This window comes from Terrabacter sp. RAF57 (assembly GCF_052113925.1).
Taxonomy (GTDB): domain Bacteria; phylum Actinomycetota; class Actinomycetes; order Actinomycetales; family Dermatophilaceae; genus Terrabacter.
In genome coordinates this window covers 75058-94584 of record NZ_JBFRDT010000007.1, presented here as the reverse complement: position 1 = coordinate 94584, position 19527 = coordinate 75058, and the positions used below count along the sequence as shown (strand labels likewise).

The window sequence follows — 19527 nt, the reverse complement described above, 5'->3', positions numbered from 1 at the left end:
GCTAGGCGTCGGGCTCGGGCTGGACCGGCACGGGTGGGATCCGCAGCCCGGGCGGACCCGAGCCGTGCTCGCGCTCGTACCACGCGGCATACGCGGCCACGGCGGTCGGCAGCGTCGGGAAGATGAGGTCCGTCCCGACCTTCTCGATGAAGCCACCCGCCTCGAGCGAGAGCCGCATGTCCTCCTTGACCCGCGCCATGGCGAAGCGGATCTCCCGGTCCGAGAGCGTCGAGCGCAGGGTCTCGAGCGCGTCGACGGCCGTGAGGTCGACCTCGGTGTTGGCCTCGGCGTTGAGCAGGAACCACTCGACCCGTGCGTGGCGGGTCGCCTCGTCGACGACCTTGAGGGCACGGCTGACGAAGTCGTCGGAGTTGGCGAAGAAGAGGGGCGAGTCGTAGCGGTAGACGACGAGGCCGGGCACCTGCACGGCGTCCGGGTGGTCGTCGATGTCGTGCATGCCCGCGACGTCGGGCACGTAGCCGAGCACCCCGTCGTGCGGGTGGACGATGCGGCGCAGCAGGTCGAGCACCGAGAGCGCGATCGCCGCCCCGATGCCGGGCAGCACCCCGAAGAGGAGCACGGCGACGGTCGTCGCGAGCGCCAGCACGAGCTCGCTGCGCCGGAACGCGCCGATGCGCCGCATCTCGGCGATGTCGACGAGGCGGATCGCGGCGTAGACGACGACGGCGCCGAGCGCCGCGGTGGGGAAGGCCGCGATGACCGGCCCGAGCCAGAGCAGGGTCGCGATGACGAGGACGAGCGAGACGAGGGAGTGCAGCTGGGTGCGTGCCCCCATCGAGTCGGCGATGACGGTGCGGCTGCCGCTCGAGCTGATCGGGAAGCCCTGCAACAGGCCGGTCGCGACGTTGGCGCCGCCGAGGGCCAGGAACTCCTGGTCGCTGTCGATGGTCTCGCGGTGGCGACCGGCGAAGGCCCGGCCGGTCAGCACGTTGTCCGAGTAGGCGACGACCGCGACGCCCAGGGCCGCAGGCAGCAGGGCCCACACGTCGACGTCGGACACGTCGGGCAGCGAGAAGGACGGGAGCCCCTCCGGCACGGGGCCGACGAGCGTGATGCCGAAACGGCCGGCGAGGTCGAGGACGGCGACGACCACCGTCGCCCCGAGCATCGCGATGAGCGGCCCCGGCCAGAGCGGCGCGAAGCGCTGGAAGGCGAAGAGCACGACGAGCACGCCCAGCGACAGCAGGACCGTCGGCACGTGGACGTCGCCGAGGTGCGTGACCGCATACCTCACCTCCTGGAGGAAGGAGTCGCCGTCGACGTGGAGCCCGGTCACCTTGCCGATCTGGCTGACGATCATGAGTGCCGCGATGCCGGCCATGTAGCCGACGAGCACCGGCTTCGACAGCAGGTCGGAAAGAAAGCCGAGCCGCGTCACGAAGCCGACGAGGCAGATGAGCCCGACGGCGATCGCGAGGAGCGCAGCCATCTCCTGGCGCATCGCGATGCCCCCGCCGGCCGTCACGAGCGCACCCACGCCGGCAGCCGTCATGAGCGCGGTCGTCGACTCGGGCCCGACGGACAGCTGTCGCGACGACCCGAGCACCGCGTAGACGAGCAGTCCCGGCCCGACGGCCCACAGCCCGCTGACCGCGGGCAGTCCGGCCACCTCGGCGTAGGCGAGCACCTGGGGCACGAGGTAGGCGGCGACCGTGATGCCACCGAGCACGTCGCCGCGCAACCACACCTTGTCGTAGCGGCGCAGCACCGCCACACCCGGGAGCAGCCGCTCCCACCGCGCCCGCTGCTGCAGGTCCGCCGTCACCTCTCGAACGTACGCGAGGTCGTATGCCGTCAGGCCGGTTTCGCGCCCATCGCGCCGATCGCGCCGAGGGCCTCCCCCACCGACTCGACGACGTCCACGCCGTCGGGCACCGGCGGTCGTCGCACGACGACGACGGGCACGCCGAGGTCGTGGGCGGCACCGAGCTTGGCCTCCGTCAGGGCGCCGCCGGAGTCCTTGGTCAGGAGCACGTCGACGCCGCGGCTCTCGAGGAGCTCGCGCTCGGCGGCGTAGGGGTAGGGCCCGCGCGCCCTCAGCACCTCCCAGGAGGAGGGCACGTCCCAGTCGGGCGGGTCGACGACACGCGCCAGGACGTAGCGGTCGTCCCACGCGGCGAAGGTCTCGAGCTGCTGGCGCCCGGTCGTGAGGAACGGCCGGACCCCGAGGGCCTCGGCCGCGACCCGCGCGGCCTCGACGTCGTCGACCCAGGTGAACGCCCCGGCGAGCGGGTGGCGCGACCACCCCGGCCGCTGGAGTCGGACGAGCGGCACGCCGACCCGGCCACAGGCGGCGACGGCGTTGCCCGTGATCTGCGCGGCGAAGGGGTGGGTCGCGTCCACGACGACGTCGTAGCCGTGCGCCACGAGGTGGTCGGCGAGGCCGTCGACACCGCCGAAGCCGCCGGCGCGCACCTCGCCGACCGGCAGGGCCGGCGCGCTGACCCGACCCGCGAGGCTCGACACGACGGCGTCGCCGCGTTCGACGAGGCGACCGGCGAGGTCCCGAGCCTCCCCCGTGCCCCCGAGGACGAGGACGCGCACCGTCAGGCGGGGATGCGCAGGCGGCGCGTCATCTCGCCCACCGCGACGGTGATCGAGTGGCCGAGGTGCACGCAGGGTCCGCTGATCTCGTTCTGCTGGCTGCCGCCGAGCCCGATGACGACCTCCGGGTGGACGCGGGCCACGGTGTCGACGATCTCCTGCGCCGAGGCGATGTCGATGTTGCGCGGCACGGCCATGACCATGCCGGTCGCCCCTCGAGCCTCGATCGCGCGCAGCCAGTCCTCGACGGGCAGGTCGGCGCCGACGTAGACCGTCGCGAAGCCGGCCCGACGCGCGGCCACGGCGAAGGCGAGCAGGCCGAGCTCGTGACGGGAACCGGGTGGCAGACCGATGAGGAGGGTCGGGCCGTCGACCCGGACCGACGCGGCCTCGTAGGCGGCTGCGAGACGGCGCTGGACGGCATACGAGACGAGGTGCTCACCGGCGACGGTGAGCCGGCCGTGCGCCCACTCCTCACCGACGAGCTGGAGGGTCGGCATGAGCCAGTCGTCGACGACGTGCTCGAAGGTGCCGAGCGCGAAGCGCGCATCGAGCACTGCCGTCGCGGACGCGGAGTCGAGCCGCTCGGCCGCGCGGATGAACGCCTCGGCGTCCTCGGACTGGTAGCGCCCGCCGGGGCGCAGCGGTGCGACGCGGCCGCCGCGGCCGCCGCGGCCTTCTCGGTCGGCGCGGTCGGCGCGGTCGGCGCGACCGAAGGGTGCCTCGCGACCAGCGGGGTCGCGGCTCGAGAGCCGCCGGGTCGTCTCGGCGGCGGCCTCACGGGCCGACCAGCCCTCGTTGACGAGGGAGTTCATGATCGCGAGGGCGCGGACGTCCTCGGGGCCGTAGAGGCGGTAGCCGCCGTCGGAGCGCTGCGGGCTGACGACGCCGTAGCGGCGCTCCCAGGCGCGCAGGGTGGCGACGCTGATCCCGGTCAGCTCCGCGGCACGCTTGATGGTGTACATCCGCTACCCCAGCCTGCTCAACGCGTCTCGCATGCCCTGCTCGGCCTCGTCGCCGAGCTTCTTGAAGGCCGGCGCGAGCAGCGGTGCGGCGAGCTTGGCGATGCCCTTGAACTCGAAGTCCGCCCGGTAGGTCACCGTCGTGCCCTCGCCCGCGGCTGCTCCCGAGCCGGTCACGGTGCGCACGAAGGTCATCGTGTCCTTGGCGACGACCGTCGCGTTCTCGCCCCGCAGCGCGAACCGTTCGTCGGGGACGTGCTCGATGACCATGTAGTCGAGCTCGGTCTCACGGCCGAGGAACTTCGACACGTTGTGGTAGCGCGTGCCGAGGCCCCCGTCGCCCGACACCCGCTCGGTGCGGACGGTCCCTGGGTCCCATTCCGTGGTGTTCGTGAAGTCGCTGAGGTACGCGAACACACGGCCGACCGGGTGTGCCACCGTGACGCTGCGCTCGATCTCCATGCGTTCTCCAACCTTTGACAGACCTTGTACAGCCACTCTACGGTGTGGACGAAGGATGGACAACGCACGACGCGACCTCCGTCACTCGAACCGTCGGAACCATCCGGTCGGGGCTCCGCGCCGAACCACACGGGACCACATCAGCCAGGAGGCCTCGGTGACTCGACCGAACCGACCCACCCCGTCGACCAGACCGACCGCAGCCGTCATCGGCGCGGGCGTGTCCGGCCTGACCGCCGCCCACGTGCTCAGCGCGACGCACGACGTGACCCTCTACGAGAGCGACACCCGCCTCGGCGGGCACGCGCACACCCACGACGTCCCCGGGCGCGATGGCAGCCTGCGCATCGACAGCGGCTTCATCGTGCACAACGAGAAGACCTACCCGCACCTGCTCCGCCTCTTCAGCGAGCTCGACGTGCCGACCCAGCCGACCGAGATGAGCATGAGCATCACGTGCGAGGGGTGCGGCCTGTCGTATGCCGGTGGGCGCGGTCCCAGGGGGATGTTCGCCCAGAAGCGCCGCCTCGCCGACCCTCGCTTCATCCGGATGCTCCGCGACGTCCGGCGCTTCCACGCGGCAGCGCGCGCCCTGCTCGCCGACGACTCGCAGGACCCGACGTGGGGCGAGTTCCTCGCCGTCGAGGGCTTCTCCGACTACTTCGTGCGCCACTTCGCGATCCCGCTCGTGGCCTGCGTCTGGTCGTGCGGCGACCTCGACGCGTCGTCCTACCCGGCGCGTCATCTCTTCCGGTTCCTCGACCACCACGGGATGCTGACGGTGACGGGGTCGCCCACGTGGCGCACCGTCACCGGCGGGTCGGCGACCTACGTCGACCGGCTCGTCGAGCGCCTGCCCGACGTGCGCAAGGAGAGCCCGGTGACCGCCGTGACGAGGCACGACGACGGCGTGGACGTGCTCGTGGGCGACGGTCGGACGGCGACGTTCGACCGCGCCGTCATCGCCACGCACGCAGACCAGGCCCTCGACCTGCTCGCTGACGCGACGCCCGACGAGAAGCGTGACCTCTCGGCGATCCGCTACTCCCGCAACGAGACCTGGCTGCACCGCGACTCATCGGTCCTGCCGAAGCCGCGCCAGGCCAAGGCCTCCTGGAACTACCGCATGCACGCATGTGACGCCCCGGCCCCCGACGTCACCGTCAGCTACTGGATGAACCGCCTCCACGGCATCACCGACGCCGACGACCACGTCGTGACGCTCAACCCGGAAGGCAGCATCGACGAGTCGCTCGTGACGGCGCGGATGTCCTACGACCACCCGATCTTCACGCGTGAGGCCGTCGAGGCCGCGTCGCGCCTGCGCGAGGGCGGCGGCGACCGCCTGGCCTTCGCCGGCGCACACCTCGGCTGGGGCTTCCACGAGGACGGGTGCCGCTCCGGCGTGGAAGCCGCAGAGTCCTTCGGGGTGCGCTGGTGACGGCCGTCCTGACACCGCCCGAGGTGCCCGCGCTCGTCGACGGCACCGTGGCCCACTCGCGCCGCACCCCGCTGCACCACAGCTTCACCTACGGCCACTACCAGTGGCTCGTCGACGTCGACCATCTACCCCGACTCCCTTGGCCTGCAAGGCTGCTCGCGCGCTTCGACGTGCGCGACCACCTCGACGAGGGTCGGCTCGGCGGCGGCATCCGCGGCGACATCGAGCGCTTCCTCGCGGCGCGCGGTGTGTCGCTGGCCGACGAGGACCGTGTCCTCATGCTCGCCAACGCGCGGGTGCTCGGCCACACCTTCGACCCCCTGTCGGTCTTCTGGTGCCTGCGGCCCGACGGCTCGCTCCTCGCCGTCGTCTTCGAGGTGCACAACACGTACGGCGAGCGCCACGCCTACCTCCTCGACGTCCACGACGACGGCACGGCGACCGTCGGCAAGGCCTTCTACGTCTCCCCCTTCAACGACACCCGCGGGGAGTATGCCGTCCGCCTCGTCCTCGAGCCCGGCGCCGTCAGCGTGACGGTGGCCCTCGACCGCGACGGCGAGCGGATCATGACCGCCGTCACCCGCGGCACCCCGGAGCCGGCCACGACCCGTGCGCTGCTCCGCCTCGTCCGACGTCACGGCCTCATCACGCAGAGAGTGACGACCCTCATCCGGGTACACGGCATCCGTCTGTGGTTGCGCCGTCTGCCCGTCATGCCCCGCCCCCGACACCCCAAGGAGGCCGTCCGATGACCGCCCAGTCCCCGACCATGGCCCAGCCGCTGTGCCTGCGCCGCCCCACCCTGCGCGTCCTGTGCGTGCGCGCCCGCCTGGCCCGCAGCATCCTCGCCCAGGTCGCCAAGCGCGTGCCGGTCGACGTCGTCATGCCGGACGGCCTGCTCCTCGGTGGCGGCACGCGTCGGACCGACCGGCCGGGGCTCGAGATCGTGCGTCCGACCGCCGTCTTCGAGAGGCTCGCGCACCACCCCAAGATCGGGATCGGCGAGGCCTACATGGCCGGGGACTGGAAGGCCGCCGAGGGCACCGACCTCGCCGAGCTGCTCATGCCCTTCGCCGAGCGCATGACGACGGCCGTCCCCGAGGGGTGGCTGCGGCTGCGCGGCTTCGTCGACCGCCGCATCCCGAGCATCCAGAACAACTCGCTGCTCGGCTCGCGCCGCAACATCGAGGCGCACTACGACCTGTCCAACGACCTCTTCGCGACCTTCCTCGACGAGACGATGAGCTACAGCTCGGCGATCTTCGACGAGGACGAGCCGCTGCGCACGCAGTCCTTCGAGGAGGCCCAGCTGCGCAAGGTCCACGCGATCCTCGACATGGCCAAGGTCGGCCAGGACAGCCGTGTGCTCGAGATCGGCACCGGCTGGGGCACGCTCGCCCTCGAGGCGGCGCGGCGCGGCGCCACGGTCACGAGCGTCACCCTCTCCAAGGAGCAGGCGGCGCTCGCCCGTCAGCGCGTGGCCGATGCCGGGTTCACCGACACCGTCGACATCCGCATCCAGGACTACCGCGAGGTCGAGGGTGTCTACGACGCCGTCGTCAGCGTCGAGATGATCGAGGCCGTCGGCGAGGAGTACTGGGAGACCTACTTCCGCACCATCGACGAGCGCCTCGCCCCGGGCGGCATCGCGGCCGTCCAGGCGATCCTCATGTCGCACGAGCGGCTCATGGCGACGAAGCACTCCTACGGCTGGATCCAGAAGCACATCTTCCCCGGCGGGCTCATCCCGAGCCTCCAGGCGATGAGCGAGACGACCGACGCCGCGACGACGCTGCGCATGTCGGCCGTCGAGGCGTTCGGCACCGACTACGCCGAGACCCTGCGGCGCTGGCGCGAGACCTTCCTCGCCCGCTGGCCCGAGGTGCACGCCCTCGGCTTCGACGAGACCTTCCGCCGCAAGTGGGAGTTCTACCTCGCCTACTGCGAGGCGGGATTCGCGACCGGCTACCTCGACGTGGCCCAGGTGCGCTTCGAGCGGGAGGGCGCCGCGGCCGCGGCCTTGTGATGGCTCCGTCGACGACGTCGATCCTGTGGTTCCGCCGCGACCTGCGGCTGAACGACCACCCGGCGCTGCTCGCGGCGGTCGACGCGGCCGCGCACGTGCTGCCGGTCTTCGTCCTCGACCCACGGCTGCTGGAGACCGACACGCCCCGCACCCGGCGACTGCTCGCCTCCCTCGCGTCGCTGTCGAAGGACACCCGGGGGGCGCTCGTCGTCCGGCGCGGTGACCCCGTCGACGTCATCACCCGACTCGCCAAGCAGGTCGGGGCGACGCAGGTCCACGTGTCGCGGGAGACGACGCCCTACGGCCGCCGACGCGACGACGCCGTCGAGAAGGCCCTCGCCGAGGACGGGCGCGAGCTCGTGGCCACAGGGACGCCGTATGCCGTCGGGCCGGGTCGCATCGTCAACCAGGCGGGCTCGCCGTACAAGGTCTTCACACCCTTCTCCAAGGCATGGCACCAGCACGGGCGGCCGGCTCCGGCAGCTCGCCCCAAGCGCATCCCGTGGCTGCGCGAGGACGTCCACAGCGACCCGCTGCCCGAGGTGCCCGACCTGTCCCGGCTCGAGGCCGGCGAGGCCGCCGCGCTCAAGCGGTGGGAGAGCTTCCTCCACGACGGGCTCACGGCATACGACAGGGAACGCGACCGTCCCGACCTCGACACGACGAGCCGGCTGTCGGCGCCGCTCAAGTACGGCGAGATCCACCCCCGCACGATGCTCGCCGACATCGCGGCGCACTCGGCGGGGCGGTCGCAGGCCGCGAGCACCTACGTCACCGAGCTGATCTGGCGCGAGTTCTACGCCGACGTGCTGTGGCACCGCCCGGACTCGGCGTGGCACGACCTGCGGCCCGAGCTCGCGAAGCTGCCCTACGACTCGGGCGCCGAGACCGACCGGCTCGTCGACGTGTGGCGCGAGGGGCGCACCGGCTACCCCGTCGTCGACGCCGGCATGCGCCAGCTGCTCGCGGAGGGCTGGATGCACAACCGCGTCAGGATGATCACGGCGAGCTTCCTCACCAAGGACCTCCACGTCTGGTGGCCGGTCGGGGCACAGCACTTCCTCGACCACCTCGTCGACGGCGACATCGCCTCCAACAACCACGGGTGGCAGTGGGTCGCCGGCACGGGCACCGACGCGTCGCCGTACTTCCGCGTCTTCAACCCGGTGACGCAGGGGAAGAAGTTCGACCCCGAGGGGGCGTACGTCCGGCGCTGGGTCCCGGAGCTCGCCCACCTACCGGGTGGCGCGGCTCACGAGCCGTGGAAGCACGACAACGGGTACGACCACGAGTATCCCCAGCGCGTCGTCGACCATGATGAGGAGCGCAAGGAGACCCTGGCCCGCTACGAGCGCGCCCGAGGCTAGGAGACGAGATGCGGGGCCCCGTGACCGAGCTGCGTGCGTTCGTCAACGCCGCGCTCATCGAGAAGGTGGACCGCGACCACCGCGACCCCGACGACGTCTTCCGGCGCCGTCAGGTCGTCGTCGCGCTCACCTTCGTCGTGGGCACCGCGGTGCTGGCCTGGGCGCTGCGGATCACCCCGGGCGACCCGCTCTTCTACGTCGCGACGCTCGCCCTGGCGGCGGTGTGGCTCGTCGGCGCGCTGCTGTCGGGCCCCCTGCACGCGGGCATGGGGCACACGCGTCGCGGCGAGAAGGCCCGGCCGATCGTGCAGTCCCTCGTGCTCGGCGTGCTGCTCCTCGTCCTCTTCCTCGTCGGTGCGCTCGTCGTCGCCCGCATCCCCGTGCTGCGCGAGCCGGTCGACCAGCTGCTCGACCACGCTCGGTTCGGGGCCTTCACGGCGGTGCTCGCCATCACCTTCGTCAACGGCGTCGTCGAGGAGCTCTACTTCCGCGGCGCCCTCTACGCCGCCCTCCCGCGCCACCAGGTGACCCTGACGACCCTGCTCTACGCCCTGACCACCGTCGGCAGCGGCATCCCGCTGCTCGTCCTGGCGGCTGCCGTCATCGGTCTCGTGACCGCCCTGCAGCGCCGCGTCACCGGCGGCTTCCTCGGGCCGATCATCACGCACGTCGTGTGGTCGACCGGGATGCTCCTGCTCCTCCCACCCGCCCTCGAGCTGACCAGGTGACCGCATGAACCCTGCCCCGAACTCCACCACGACCGACGGCACTCCGCGCCGCGCCCTCGTCACGGGCGCCTCCGGATACGTCGGCGGGCAGGTCGTGCCGCGGCTGCTCGACGAGGGCTGGGCGGTGCGGGTGCTGACCCGCCGCCGCGCCTCGATGGACGACAAGCCGTGGGTCGACCGGGTCGAGGTCGCCGAGGGTGACGTCGCGTCGGCCGACGACATGCGCCGCGCGCTCGAGGACGTCGACGCCGCGTGGTACCTCGTGCACTCGATGGACGACCAGCCCGACTTCCAGGAGCGCGACCGCGAGGCGGCGACGATCTTCTCGGAGGCGGCGAAGGAGGCCGGGGTCTCGCGCATCGTCTACCTCGGCGGCCTGCACCCCGATGACGAGGTGCTCTCGCCACACCTCGCCTCGCGCGTCGAGGTCGGCCGCATCCTGCTCGACTCGGGCGTGCCGACCGCGGTGCTCCAGGCCGCCGTCGTGCTCGGTGACGGGTCGGCGTCCTTCGACATGCTGCGCTACCTCACGACCCGCCTGCCGGCGATGGTCGCGCCGAAGTGGCTCGACAACAAGATCCAGCCGATTGCCATCGACGACGTCGTGACGCTCCTCGTGGGCGCCGGCAGCCTGGCCCCCGAGGTCAACCGCACCTTCGACATCGGGGGCCCCGAGGTGCTGACCTACCGCGAGATGATCGCCCGCTTCTCCGACGCGACGGACCGGCGCCGCCCGGTCGTCGTGACCGTGCCGGTGCTGACGCCGCGCCTGGCGAGCCACTGGGTCGGGCTCGTCACCCCGATCTCGGCGGGCCTGGCCAAGCCGCTCGTCGGCAGCCTCGTCCACGAGGTCGTCGCCAAGGAGGACGACATCCGGGAGCACGTCGACGTGCCCGGGGGCTTCATCGACTTCGACACGGCCGTCCGGTCGGCGATGCACACGGCCAAGCCCGACACGGCGATGCGCAACCTCGCCCTGACGAGCGCCGCGACGGTGGCGAGCGCCGTTGCGGGTTCGCTTGCGACGCAACCGGAGTCACGCTGGTACCGATCGCTCGACCTGCCGGACTGGCAGCCCCCGACGCTCGCCTTCCCCCTGGTGTGGACCGCGCTCTACGCCGACATCGCGGCCACGTCCGCGACGGCGCTCAACGCGTACGACAAGGCCGGTGACACCGAGGGTCGCAACGCCTACCTCAAGGCCTTCGGGACCAACCTCGCCCTCAACACGGCCTGGAGCGTGCTCTTCTGGCGCGTGCGCAAGCCGTGGGTGGCGGCCGCGGAGGCGGCGCTGCTCACGGCGAGCGCGGCGGACCTCGCCCGCCGCGCCGGCACCGTCAGCAAGGGGGCCGGGATCGCCCTGTCGCCGTATGCCGTGTGGTGCGGCTTCGCGACCGCGCTCTCGACGGCGATCGCGCGCCGCAACCGCTGAGCCCGGCCGGTCGGACCGGCTCAGAGCCACCAGCAGTCGGAGACCTGGGGGAGCCCGGCGGCGCGGGCCTCGAGGAAGGCGTACTGCTTGGCGAACGACGGCACCGCCCCGCCGACGTGCGTCGGCGTGATGTTGGGCGAGAAGGCCACGTTGGCGCCGCGGGTGCACCAGTCGTGCGCGAGACCGCGCCCGACGGCATACGGGATGACGTCGTCGAGGACGGAGTGCGTCACGAGCACCGGGACGGCGGGCCTCAGCCGGCCGATGCGCTGCTCGGCGATGATCGATCGGAAGGGCTCTGCCGCGGCGAGCTCGGTCAGCGTGCGCCCGTCCTTCGTCAGGTCGCTCGAGCGGGTGAAGGCGTGCAGGGCGATCGACTCGCCGACGCACTCGCCCTTGACCGCGGCGATGACGGAGGTGCCTCGGGCGTTGAGGAAGCCGTCGAGGTCGAGGCCGTAGGCGGCGGACTGGCCGGCGACGGCGTAGAGCGCGAAGGCGGAGTAGAGGCTGCCGTCGAGGTGGTCGGCGACGGCACCGAGCTCGGCGGGGACGGCGCCGGCGACCGCACCCTCGAGCCTCAGCTCTGGGGCATACGTGGGCGCGAGCTCCACGGCTGCGGCACTCGCACCGCCGCCCTGGCTGTAACCGGCCAGCATGACCGGGCCGCCGCTCGGCAGCCCGGTGCCGGGGAGGCGCTGGGCGGCGCGCACCATGTCGAGGACGGCGTGCGCCTGGGCCTCGCGGACCATGTACGTGTGGGTGCCGGGTGTGCCGAGGCCCTGGTAGTCGGTCATGGCGACCGCATAGCCGCGGGTCAGCAGGCCGGAGATGAAGGCGCCTTCGTACTCCGAGCCGGCGGCGAGCTGACGGCTCGGGGCGCACTGGTCACCCATCCCCTGGGTGCCCGCCGCGTAGCCGATGAGGGGGCGCTGGCCCGGACCGAACCACGGGACCGGCGGCACGAGGACGGTGCCCGTCACGGCGATCGGGGCGCCGCTGCGGTCGCGGCTGGCATACCTGACCCGAGTGGCGCGCGCGGTCGACGGGACGGCCTTGACCGGGTCGAGATAGAAGGTCATCGGCTCGGCCTCGAGCACCGTGCCGGGTGCTCCGGTGACGGGCGCGGGAGGGTCGTAGAAGCCAGAGGCCCGGGCTGTCGTGACCGGCGACATGACCGCCGCGGCGATCGCGAGCACGACGACGCCGACGACGCGACGGGTGCGGGACGGGCGTTGGGTCGAACGAGGCACGGCGGCTTCCCCTCAGGCGGCAGGACGACGTCGGTGGCGTCCACTGGCCAGCAACTTACTGACGGTAACCAAGCCTGTCGCGCTGAAGCTGCGGCGGAGGGTCAGGCCGAGGCGGGCTGCTTCGTGAAGGCGCGGCGGTACGCGACCGGCGGGATGCCGATCTCGCGCTGGAAGTGGTGCCGCAGCACGGCGGCCGTCGCGAAGCCGCTCTCGCGGGCGATCCGCTCGATGTCGAGGTCGGTCGACTCGAGCAGGTGACGGGCCCGGAGCACCCGTTGGCTCGTCAGCCACTTGTGCGGGGTCGTGCCGACCTCGGCGGTGAAGCGGCGGGCGAAGGTGCGTTCCGACATGGCCGCCCGCCTGGCGAGCGACGGGATCGAGTGCTCCTCGTCGAGGCGCTCGGCAACCCACTCCATGACGTCCTGGAGGCCCTCGCACGGCTCGGACGGGACGGGCGTCTCGACGAACTGGCGCTGCCCACCGGAACGGTGCGGCGGGACGACCATGCGGCGCGCGATGCGGGTCGCCACCTCCGAGCCGAGCTCGGTGCGCACGATGTGCAGGCACGCGTCGATGCCGGCAGCCGTGCCGGCGCTCGTCAGGACCGGGCCGTCCTCGACGTAGAGGACGTCGAGGTCAACGCAGGCGCGGGGGTGCTCGTCGGCCAGCCGGGCGGCATACCTCCAGTGGGTCGTGCACTCACGGCCGTCGAGCAGGCCGGCGGCGGCGAGCTGGAAGGCGCCCGAGCAGACGGAGAGGACGCGACCGCCGTTCGCTGCGGTGTGGCGGAGGATGTCGAGGACGTCCGGGTCGTAGGGACCGTCGACGGCTCCGCCGGGGATGGCGACGAGGTCGGCACCGCAGGCGGCTTCGAGAGGGAAGGGCGCGACGATGCTGAGGCCGCTCGTCGTGCGGAGCACCTCGCCCGGGCGTGCCGAGCAGACGCGGAAGTCGAAGGGCGGGACACCGTCGTCGGTGCGGTCGATGCCGAAGACCTCACAGAGGACGCCGAGCTCGAACATGGCCACGGGCTCCTGGGCGATGACGGCGATGGTGCGCAGCATCCGGCCAGCATGGCACGGTTGGCAGGATCTTGTCGATCATCGACAGTTCTGCCACTCGTGGCGGGATCATGATGAGCGCAGACTTTCTGCCATGGACATCATCTTCTTCTTCGTCATGATCATCGCCATCGTCGCGGCCCTCGAGCCGCACCACCGTCGGACGTTCTCACTGCCGCGCGCTCCCTTCGGCGCCGACGCCGAGGTCGACCGCGACATCGAGCGCGTCCTGCACGACGTGCCCGTCACCCGCTGACACACCTGGCCCGCGCCGGCTGGCGGCCGTCAGTCGATGCGCGGCCACAGGTCGTGCGGATCGCGAGCCGGTCGGAAGCCACAGGCCTCGGCGAGGTGCCGGGCGTCGCGGAACCGACGGGCGAGCGACACGGGCTCGTGCGCGTCACTGCCGAAGCTCACCGCGCCACCGCCGACGTCGTGCCACCAGCGGACGACCGTCGGGTGCAGCGGCAGGACCGTGTTGATCTCGAGCACCTTGCCGGCCTCCGCGACGGCCTCGAGGGCCTGGTGGAGTTCGACCTCGAACTCCGCCGGGTCGAAGGGGCCGTCCGCGGCCTCGTCCCAAGAACGGATGGGGTCGTCGATGTGGGCGAGGACCTCGAAGGCGTCGTCGGCCGCGACCATGGCTGCGACGTCGCGCAGGTAGCTGCGGACGATGTCCGCGGCAGTCCCAGCTCGAGCGCCCGCGCGCACGTGCGGTCCATGGATCCGTGCGCGGCGTCCCACGACCACTCGCTGTGCACATGACTGTCCGCCGGGAGCGTCATCCGGCCACGCTAGGCCCACCCGCCGCCATTGGCGCTGTCGAAGCCGCGCGCCAGCCGGCCCCGCCCGCCTGCGGGTCCTGCTCGACGCTGTCGGCCATCCCTTCTGCCTCACGACCGTCACCGGCGACTGAGCCCGGACCAGCCTCACTGCACGCCGTGCCCGCACAGCCGAGCCCAGCGGTCAGAAGGGTGGCGGATCGTCGGCAGTCTCGGCTCCAGCTGAAAGGCATCGAGGCGGTGGACCCGCGCCCGGGTCGCGGAGGGCTTCTCGCCAGTCCTTGGGATAGGTGATGTAGTCGCGACCGGCGAGCGAGGACCAGGAGATGCCGTCGTCGTCGACCCGCTCGACCTGCCAGACTCCGGCGGTCTTGCCGTTGTGGCAGCCCCGGCTCAGGGACTCGGAGTTGGAGACGTGGGTGGAGCCGGCCGGCCACGGGACGACGTGGTCGAGGTCGCACCGGTCGGCCGGCACCTGGCACCCGGGGGCCCGGCAGACGCCGTCGACGGCCCGCACGTGCTCGACCATCGCGGCGGTCGGGCGGTAGCAGTCGGTGGAGAGCTCGAGGGCGCGGCCGGTGTCGACGTCGACGGCAAGGCGCTGCCACACCGAGCCCGGTGCGGTCATGATCTGGCGGGCGTGGGCGGCGGTGACCCAGCCGTGGCCGGGCAGCTCGCAGGCGGCGTCGGACATCCCGACGGCGACCTCGAACGGGACGACGATGCGGACGGCCGCGGGCGCCGCGTCGGACAGCAGGCCCGTACACGAGAGCTCCTCCTCGAGACCACCACCGAGACCGCCACCGGCACCGACAGGTCCGCCGGTGCCGGACGGGACGACGCCGAAGAGGGCGAGGTCGCAGAGCAGGTCGCTGCGCAGCTGGTCGAGGCTGCGGTCGTCGCCACCCGCGCGGGCGACCCGAGCCAGGGCATCGACCCGGTCGAGCACACCGACGACCCGCTCGGCCGGCGCGACGACGGTGAACGTCCCCATCCCGTCCTCGACGAGGCGGCCATACGCCGTGCGACGCAGACGAGAGGACCGGCGGCGCCCCTCGGCAGCCCGGGAGTCGGCCGAGCGGACGCACCGCTGCAACCGCGTGGCGAAGAGGCGCTGAGAGGCGACCGCGCCGTCCGGAGCCGGCGCGAGCACCGTGGCCTCGAGGTCGGGGAGGACGTCGTCGCCCAGCGCCCGCGTCTCGACGACGACGCGCAGGGCTCGCTGGAGACTGACAGCACCGGTCCGCAGCCGCTCACGCAGCACCCGATGACGCCGGGGTGCTGTCGCGAGCTCGAGCCGGCGGGCGACCTCGGTCGCGCCCACCCCGGTCGCCCAGGCGATCTCCTGCGCGGCGACCTGGTCGGCCGTGATCGGGACGGGCGAGCTCGTCGTCCACCGGGCGAGCTGCTGCTCCTCGACGGAGTGCAGCGCGGCATACGCGTCGACGAGACGACCCTCGAGGCGAGCCTTCTGGACCTCGAGGCGCTCGATCTGCGAGAGCACCTCCTCGGCCTCGTCATCCAACGTGAGGGACGCGCTGCGCTCCTGCGCGCGATCGGCGCGGGCCTTCGCCTGACCGAGCAGCCAGACCACGCGGGGATCGAGGCTGCTGCCACCGTCAGTCGCGTCGGGCGCCGGACGCCCGGTGTCGAGGAATGGCACGAACTCACTCCTCCCACCCGGGTCGCCGACCCCTCTATTGGAACACACGTTCGATAGACTGTGAAGGTCTGTCCACACTGTGAGTCCATCCGATCCCGTTGCGTCGCAAAGGGATCGGAGCGCGCTCACTCCTCCGCGGTCGGAGCCACTCGTGGCTTGCGCCGCGTCAGCAGGACACCGGCGATGCACAACGCCCCGCCGACGAAGGTCAGGGGCGGCGGCACCTCGGAGAGCAGCGCCCAGGCGATGAGTGTCGCGATGAACGGCACGAGGAACGTCGTCAGGGTCAGCGTGCCGGCATCGCTGCGCGCCAGCACGTAGGCCCACGTCGAGAAGGCGATGGCGGTCGGGAAGATCCCGAGGTAGGCGATCCACCACAAGGTGCTGGGGTCGCTGTCACGCACCACGGTGACGAGCTCGCCGCTCCACGGCAGGCACACGACGGCGCCGATGATGCAGGCGAGCCACGTGACCTCGGGACCCGGCAACCGCCCGAGGAGCGGCTTCTGCGCGAGGACGCCCACGGCATACGTCACCGCAGCCAGGACGGCGAGCCACACGCCCACCATGTCGCCGGAGTCGCCTGAGGAGAAGCCGCGCGCGATGACGACGACACCGGCGAAGCCGACGGCCATGCCGATGAGCAGCCAACGCGTCATCTTCTCACCGAGGAAGACCGTGGCGAGGAGCGCGACGATGATCGGCCCGATCTGCACGATGAGCGCGGAGGTGCCGGCGTCGATGCGCCGCTCGGCCTCGTTGAGGGCGAGGTTGTAGATGCCGAACCAGCCGACCCCGCAGAGCAGCAGCAGGGGCCAGTCGCGGCGGCCCGGCCAGGTCCGCGGCCGTCGGAAGACGAGGACCCCGAGGGCGACCGACGCGACGAGCAGACGCCCGAGCGACAGCGCGCCCGGCGGCACGTCTCGGCCGAGGTGGCGGATCGCGACGAACGCGGACGCCCAGAGGAGGAGCGTCACGGCCACGGCAGCCAGGACGAGCCACCTTGCACGGCGAGCGCTGGACGGGGCCTGGGATGCAGTGCGGGAGTCCACGGTCACCCGACGACCGTAGGCGTCGACACCGACAGAGCGCCGCCGGTTTTCCGGTCAGATGTCCCCCACATCCCGCCACCACGGACGGGTGTCAGGGGTCCGGTCGCACAGGCGTCGACGCCCGCCGTGTGGCACGGTGGACGTGCCCCCAGCGCAAGGGTGCCGACCTGCCGCTGCCCGTCCCGAGAGGCCTGACCATGTCCCGACCCCGCACCATCGACGAGGTCCTCGCCGAGGCTCGCGGTCGCCTCCACCGGCTCACGCCCGAGCAGGCCGAGATGGCACGTGCGGACGGCGCGCTCGTCGTCGACATCCGCCCCGCCGCCCAGCGTGCGGCCGAGGGTGAGCTGCCCTTCGCGACGGTGATCGAGCGCAACGTCCTCGAGTGGCGTCTCGATCCCTCGAGCGACGCGTCGCTGCCGGTCGCGAGCCACGACCTCGAGGTGATCGTCCTCTGCCAGGAGGGCTACACGTCCAGCCTGGCGGCCGCCTCGCTCCAGGACCTCGGCATCCACCGCGCCACCGACGTCATCGGGGGGTATGCCGCGTGGCGGGCGTGGCTCGCCTCCGCCGAGTAGGCCCGGACCGAGGACGGTCGAGGGCGCAGCAGTTGATCAGTGGCCCGGGCCGCTGACCATCTTGGCTCGCTCCGACTCGTGTGCCGCACCCTTCGCCGCCAGCGTCGTGCAGGCCTCCTCGATGTCGCGGGCCAGCGTGTCGACGTGCTCGCGGCTCATCGTCTCCTTGACCAGCGCGCGCATGATGGTGACGTCCTGGGCGTCGGGCGGCAGCGTGTAGGCGGGCACCATCCAACCGCGCTCGGCAGACAGCTGCCAGGCCATGTCGAACTCGTCGTACCCGTGGTCACCGGACAGCATGAAGGCGACGAGCGGGAGCTGCTCCTCCTCCCGGCCGATCAGCTCGAAGCGCCCCATCGCCTCGAGCTTGTCGCCGAGCATCCGAGCATTCGCCTGCATGTTGCGCATGATGTAGGTGTAGCCCTCACGTCCGTAGCGCACGAGGTTGTAGTACTGCGCCAGGACCATCGCCGACCCCGTCGAGAAGTTCAGGGTGAAGGTCGAGTCGGTCTTGCCGAGGTAGTTCTCCTTGAAGACCAGGTCGGGCGCCAGGTCTGCGACCTCCCGGAAGATCAGCCAGCCGATGCCCGGATAGACCAGGCCGAACTTGTGACCCGAGACGTTGATCGAGCGCACCTGCTCGAGCCGGAAGTCCCACGGCGAGTCGGGGTAGAGGAACGGCCACACGAAGCCACCACTGGCCCCGTCGACATGAAGCGGCACGTCGAGGTCACGCTCTCGCTTCATCTGCACGAGGAGGTCGTTGATGCCGACGATGTCGTCCTTGTGGCCGGTGAAGGTGGTGCCGAGGACGGCCGCGACTCCGATGGTGTTCTCGTCCACGTGCGGCGCGACGTCCTCCGGGCCGATGGTGTACTTCCCGGGCTGAAGCGGGACGATCCGCGCCTCGACGTCGAAGTAGCGACAGAACTTCTCCCACACGACGTGCACGTCGCCGCCGAAGACCAGGTTCGGACGCTCCGTCGAGCCGCCCGCGGCCTGGCGACGGGTGCGCCAGTTCCACTTCAGCGACAGACCGCCGAGCATGATCGCCTCGGACGAGCCCTGGGTGCGTGCCCCGGTGGTCTCGCCCGGGGCGTGGAACAGGTCGGCGAGCATCCGGATGCAGCGCTGCTCGATCTCGGCCGTGCGCGGGTACTCAGCGTGGTCGATGAAGTTGCGGTGCAGGTTCTCCGCGATGATCTGCTGCGCCTCGGGCTCCATCCACGTGGTGACGAAGGTCGCGAGGTTGCGCCCCGGATCTCCTTCGAGGGCGAGGTCCTCGGCGACGAGGCGCATCGCGTCCACTGCACTCATCCCGGTGACCGGGAACTCGCGGCTGGGCACCTCCTCGGTCACGAAGCGGTTGCCGTAGAGCGCTGCTATGGCGTTGATCTCGGACGGTGTGGACATGCGCTTCTCCTTGAGTCGGACGGAGGGGTGGTGTCTAGGGACTCGCGGGCGTGGCGGTCGCGACGGCACGACGCCAGGCCGGGAGCAGGAGTGCGGCGCCGACGAGGAAGCACACGGCGCCCCAGAAGGTCCCGGCCACGGCGATCCGCGTGCTCAGCACCTGGTCCGTGCTCGGCACGACGTAGCTGGCGATCGCGGAGGCCATGAAGAACACCGAGCCGAGCATGTTGAGCCAGGCGATCCGCCACGGGAACGACCGGGGCTGGACGCTGAGGAAGCGGCTCGAGACCGCGAGCACGGCGCAGGCGCTCGCCACGAGGAAGAGCACCGACCCGTAGAGGTCGGGCCGCCACACGTAGCGATCGGACTCGGCGGCCGTCGCGTTGTGGGTCACGGCGGCGACGGTGCTGACGTTGAAGAACAGCGTGCCGGGGAGCTGCACGGCCGCGGCCAGCCAGTTGAGTTCGTGCGGCAGCCAGCACCACAGACGGGCCTGGACCGGCTGGTGCTGGGTGACCTCGTCGACGGCGGTCGTCGAGGGGTTCTGCGCCTGCACGAGCTGGCAGGACGAAGCGCTGGTGAAGAAGACCGAGCCGACGACGTAGGTGACGCCATCGACCCATCCGCCGACGGCATTCAGGTAGGCAGGCAACGAGCCCAGCACGAAGCACGCAGAGCCGGCCATGAAGAGCCAGGCGATCGCCGCGTTCAGGCGTTCTGGTCGTACCCTCATCCTCGGCTCGCT

The 19527-nt window shown here is 71.7% G+C and carries 19 protein-coding genes; 8 read left to right on the top strand and 11 right to left on the bottom strand.

Translation table 11 applies throughout. The features are described 5' to 3' along the window. Position 1: 1 nt before the first annotated feature. The 4 genes from AB4Y83_RS10985 to AB4Y83_RS10970 are packed head-to-tail and all read right to left on the bottom strand — an operon-like array spanning position 2 to position 3989. Positions 2-1786 (bottom strand): SulP family inorganic anion transporter, encoded by a 1785-nt coding sequence (locus AB4Y83_RS10985; protein WP_442296889.1) that lies wholly within the window; start codon positions 1784-1786, stop codon positions 2-4. A gap of 29 nt (positions 1787-1815) precedes the next feature. After that, positions 1816-2565 carry a cobalt-precorrin-6A reductase gene (locus tag AB4Y83_RS10980; RefSeq protein WP_442274129.1) on the bottom strand — a complete coding sequence of 250 codons (750 nt, stop codon included), beginning with the start codon at positions 2563-2565 and terminating at the stop codon, positions 1816-1818. A gap of 2 nt (positions 2566-2567) precedes the next feature. Continuing rightward, the gene (locus AB4Y83_RS10975) at positions 2568-3530 is read right to left on the bottom strand and encodes a MerR family transcriptional regulator (protein ID WP_442274128.1); all 963 of its coding nucleotides are present in this window, start codon (positions 3528-3530) and stop codon (positions 2568-2570) included. Between the two features lie 3 nt (positions 3531-3533). Then, on the bottom strand, positions 3534-3989 hold the full coding sequence (locus AB4Y83_RS10970; RefSeq protein ID WP_442274127.1) for an SRPBCC family protein: 456 nt from the start codon (positions 3987-3989) through the stop codon (positions 3534-3536). Between the two features lie 157 nt (positions 3990-4146). Here AB4Y83_RS10970 and AB4Y83_RS10965 point away from each other — a divergent pair, with 157 nt between their 5' ends. From AB4Y83_RS10965 to AB4Y83_RS10940, 6 genes are read left to right on the top strand one after another with little or no spacing between them, the layout of a single operon-like run. Beyond that, positions 4147-5430 carry an NAD(P)/FAD-dependent oxidoreductase gene (locus tag AB4Y83_RS10965; RefSeq protein WP_442296888.1) on the top strand — a complete coding sequence of 428 codons (1284 nt, stop codon included), beginning with the start codon at positions 4147-4149 and terminating at the stop codon, positions 5428-5430. Beyond that, positions 5427-6182 carry a DUF1365 domain-containing protein gene (locus AB4Y83_RS10960; protein ID WP_442274125.1) on the top strand — a complete coding sequence of 252 codons (756 nt, stop codon included), beginning with the start codon at positions 5427-5429 and terminating at the stop codon, positions 6180-6182. Before AB4Y83_RS10965 ends, AB4Y83_RS10960 begins: the two co-directional genes overlap by 4 nt. Continuing rightward, complete coding sequence (locus AB4Y83_RS10955; RefSeq protein WP_442296887.1) at positions 6179-7456, top strand: class I SAM-dependent methyltransferase; 1278 nt, start codon at positions 6179-6181, stop codon at positions 7454-7456. Before AB4Y83_RS10960 ends, AB4Y83_RS10955 begins: the two co-directional genes overlap by 4 nt. Continuing rightward, positions 7456-8823, top strand: coding sequence for a cryptochrome/photolyase family protein (locus tag AB4Y83_RS10950; protein ID WP_442296886.1), 1368 nt, complete (start codon positions 7456-7458; stop codon positions 8821-8823). Before AB4Y83_RS10955 ends, AB4Y83_RS10950 begins: the two co-directional genes overlap by 1 nt. A gap of 8 nt (positions 8824-8831) precedes the next feature. Next, positions 8832-9551 carry a CPBP family intramembrane glutamic endopeptidase gene (locus AB4Y83_RS10945; protein ID WP_056774914.1) on the top strand — a complete coding sequence of 240 codons (720 nt, stop codon included), beginning with the start codon at positions 8832-8834 and terminating at the stop codon, positions 9549-9551. A gap of 4 nt (positions 9552-9555) precedes the next feature. Further along, complete coding sequence (locus tag AB4Y83_RS10940; protein WP_442296885.1) at positions 9556-10983, top strand: tryptophan-rich sensory protein; 1428 nt, start codon at positions 9556-9558, stop codon at positions 10981-10983. Positions 10984-11003: 20 nt separating this feature from the next. Here the strand turns inward: AB4Y83_RS10940 and AB4Y83_RS10935 are convergent, their stop codons facing one another. Together AB4Y83_RS10935 and AB4Y83_RS10930 are read right to left on the bottom strand one after the other, a co-directional pair. Continuing rightward, positions 11004-12233 carry a lipase family protein gene (locus tag AB4Y83_RS10935; protein ID WP_442296884.1) on the bottom strand — a complete coding sequence of 410 codons (1230 nt, stop codon included), beginning with the start codon at positions 12231-12233 and terminating at the stop codon, positions 11004-11006. Between the two features lie 101 nt (positions 12234-12334). Continuing rightward, the gene (locus AB4Y83_RS10930; protein ID WP_442296883.1) at positions 12335-13297 is read right to left on the bottom strand and encodes a GlxA family transcriptional regulator; all 963 of its coding nucleotides are present in this window, start codon (positions 13295-13297) and stop codon (positions 12335-12337) included. Positions 13298-13388: 91 nt separating this feature from the next. On the opposite strand from AB4Y83_RS10930, the gene AB4Y83_RS10925 reads away from it, so the two are divergent. Beyond that, positions 13389-13550, top strand: a complete 162-nt coding sequence (locus tag AB4Y83_RS10925) for a hypothetical protein (RefSeq protein WP_156415519.1) — start codon at positions 13389-13391, stop codon at positions 13548-13550. 29 nt (positions 13551-13579) lie between these two features. Here the strand turns inward: AB4Y83_RS10925 and AB4Y83_RS10920 are convergent, their stop codons facing one another. From AB4Y83_RS10920 to AB4Y83_RS10910, 3 genes are all read right to left on the bottom strand, one after another. Next, positions 13580-14005 carry a hypothetical protein gene (locus AB4Y83_RS10920; protein ID WP_442296882.1) on the bottom strand — a complete coding sequence of 142 codons (426 nt, stop codon included), beginning with the start codon at positions 14003-14005 and terminating at the stop codon, positions 13580-13582. 255 nt (positions 14006-14260) lie between these two features. Then, the gene (locus AB4Y83_RS10915) at positions 14261-15739 is read right to left on the bottom strand and encodes an HNH endonuclease signature motif containing protein (RefSeq protein WP_442296881.1); all 1479 of its coding nucleotides are present in this window, start codon (positions 15737-15739) and stop codon (positions 14261-14263) included. A 125-nt stretch (positions 15740-15864) separates the two neighbouring features. Then, the gene (locus AB4Y83_RS10910) at positions 15865-16797 is read right to left on the bottom strand and encodes a DMT family transporter (protein ID WP_442296880.1); all 933 of its coding nucleotides are present in this window, start codon (positions 16795-16797) and stop codon (positions 15865-15867) included. A gap of 191 nt (positions 16798-16988) precedes the next feature. Between AB4Y83_RS10910 and AB4Y83_RS10905 the strand changes: the two genes are divergently transcribed. After that, positions 16989-17369, top strand: coding sequence for a rhodanese-like domain-containing protein (locus tag AB4Y83_RS10905; RefSeq protein WP_442274116.1), 381 nt, complete (start codon positions 16989-16991; stop codon positions 17367-17369). A 36-nt stretch (positions 17370-17405) separates the two neighbouring features. Here the strand turns inward: AB4Y83_RS10905 and AB4Y83_RS10900 are convergent, their stop codons facing one another. Both AB4Y83_RS10900 and AB4Y83_RS10895 read right to left on the bottom strand, forming a co-directional pair. Beyond that, complete coding sequence (locus AB4Y83_RS10900; RefSeq protein ID WP_442296879.1) at positions 17406-18782, bottom strand: glutamate decarboxylase; 1377 nt, start codon at positions 18780-18782, stop codon at positions 17406-17408. 34 nt (positions 18783-18816) lie between these two features. Then, on the bottom strand, positions 18817-19515 hold the full coding sequence (locus tag AB4Y83_RS10895; RefSeq protein WP_442296878.1) for a hypothetical protein: 699 nt from the start codon (positions 19513-19515) through the stop codon (positions 18817-18819). Positions 19516-19527 lie beyond the last annotated feature (12 nt).

Coding starts and splice junctions, on each gene's coding strand:
- AB4Y83_RS10925 (WP_156415519.1), top strand. CDS start 13,389: ATGGACATCATCTTCTTCTTCGTCATGATCATCGCCATCGTCGCGGCC.
- AB4Y83_RS10895 (WP_442296878.1), bottom strand. CDS start 19,515: ATGAGGGTACGACCAGAACGCCTGAACGCGGCGATCGCCTGGCTCTTC.
- AB4Y83_RS10950 (WP_442296886.1), top strand. CDS start 7,456: ATGGCTCCGTCGACGACGTCGATCCTGTGGTTCCGCCGCGACCTGCGG.
- AB4Y83_RS10930 (WP_442296883.1), bottom strand. CDS start 13,297: ATGCTGCGCACCATCGCCGTCATCGCCCAGGAGCCCGTGGCCATGTTC.
- AB4Y83_RS10975 (WP_442274128.1), bottom strand. CDS start 3,530: ATGTACACCATCAAGCGTGCCGCGGAGCTGACCGGGATCAGCGTCGCC.
- AB4Y83_RS10900 (WP_442296879.1), bottom strand. CDS start 18,782: ATGTCCACACCGTCCGAGATCAACGCCATAGCAGCGCTCTACGGCAAC.
- AB4Y83_RS10940 (WP_442296885.1), top strand. CDS start 9,556: ATGAACCCTGCCCCGAACTCCACCACGACCGACGGCACTCCGCGCCGC.
- AB4Y83_RS10905 (WP_442274116.1), top strand. CDS start 16,989: ATGTCCCGACCCCGCACCATCGACGAGGTCCTCGCCGAGGCTCGCGGT.
- AB4Y83_RS10970 (WP_442274127.1), bottom strand. CDS start 3,989: ATGGAGATCGAGCGCAGCGTCACGGTGGCACACCCGGTCGGCCGTGTG.
- AB4Y83_RS10955 (WP_442296887.1), top strand. CDS start 6,179: ATGACCGCCCAGTCCCCGACCATGGCCCAGCCGCTGTGCCTGCGCCGC.
- AB4Y83_RS10945 (WP_056774914.1), top strand. CDS start 8,832: ATGCGGGGCCCCGTGACCGAGCTGCGTGCGTTCGTCAACGCCGCGCTC.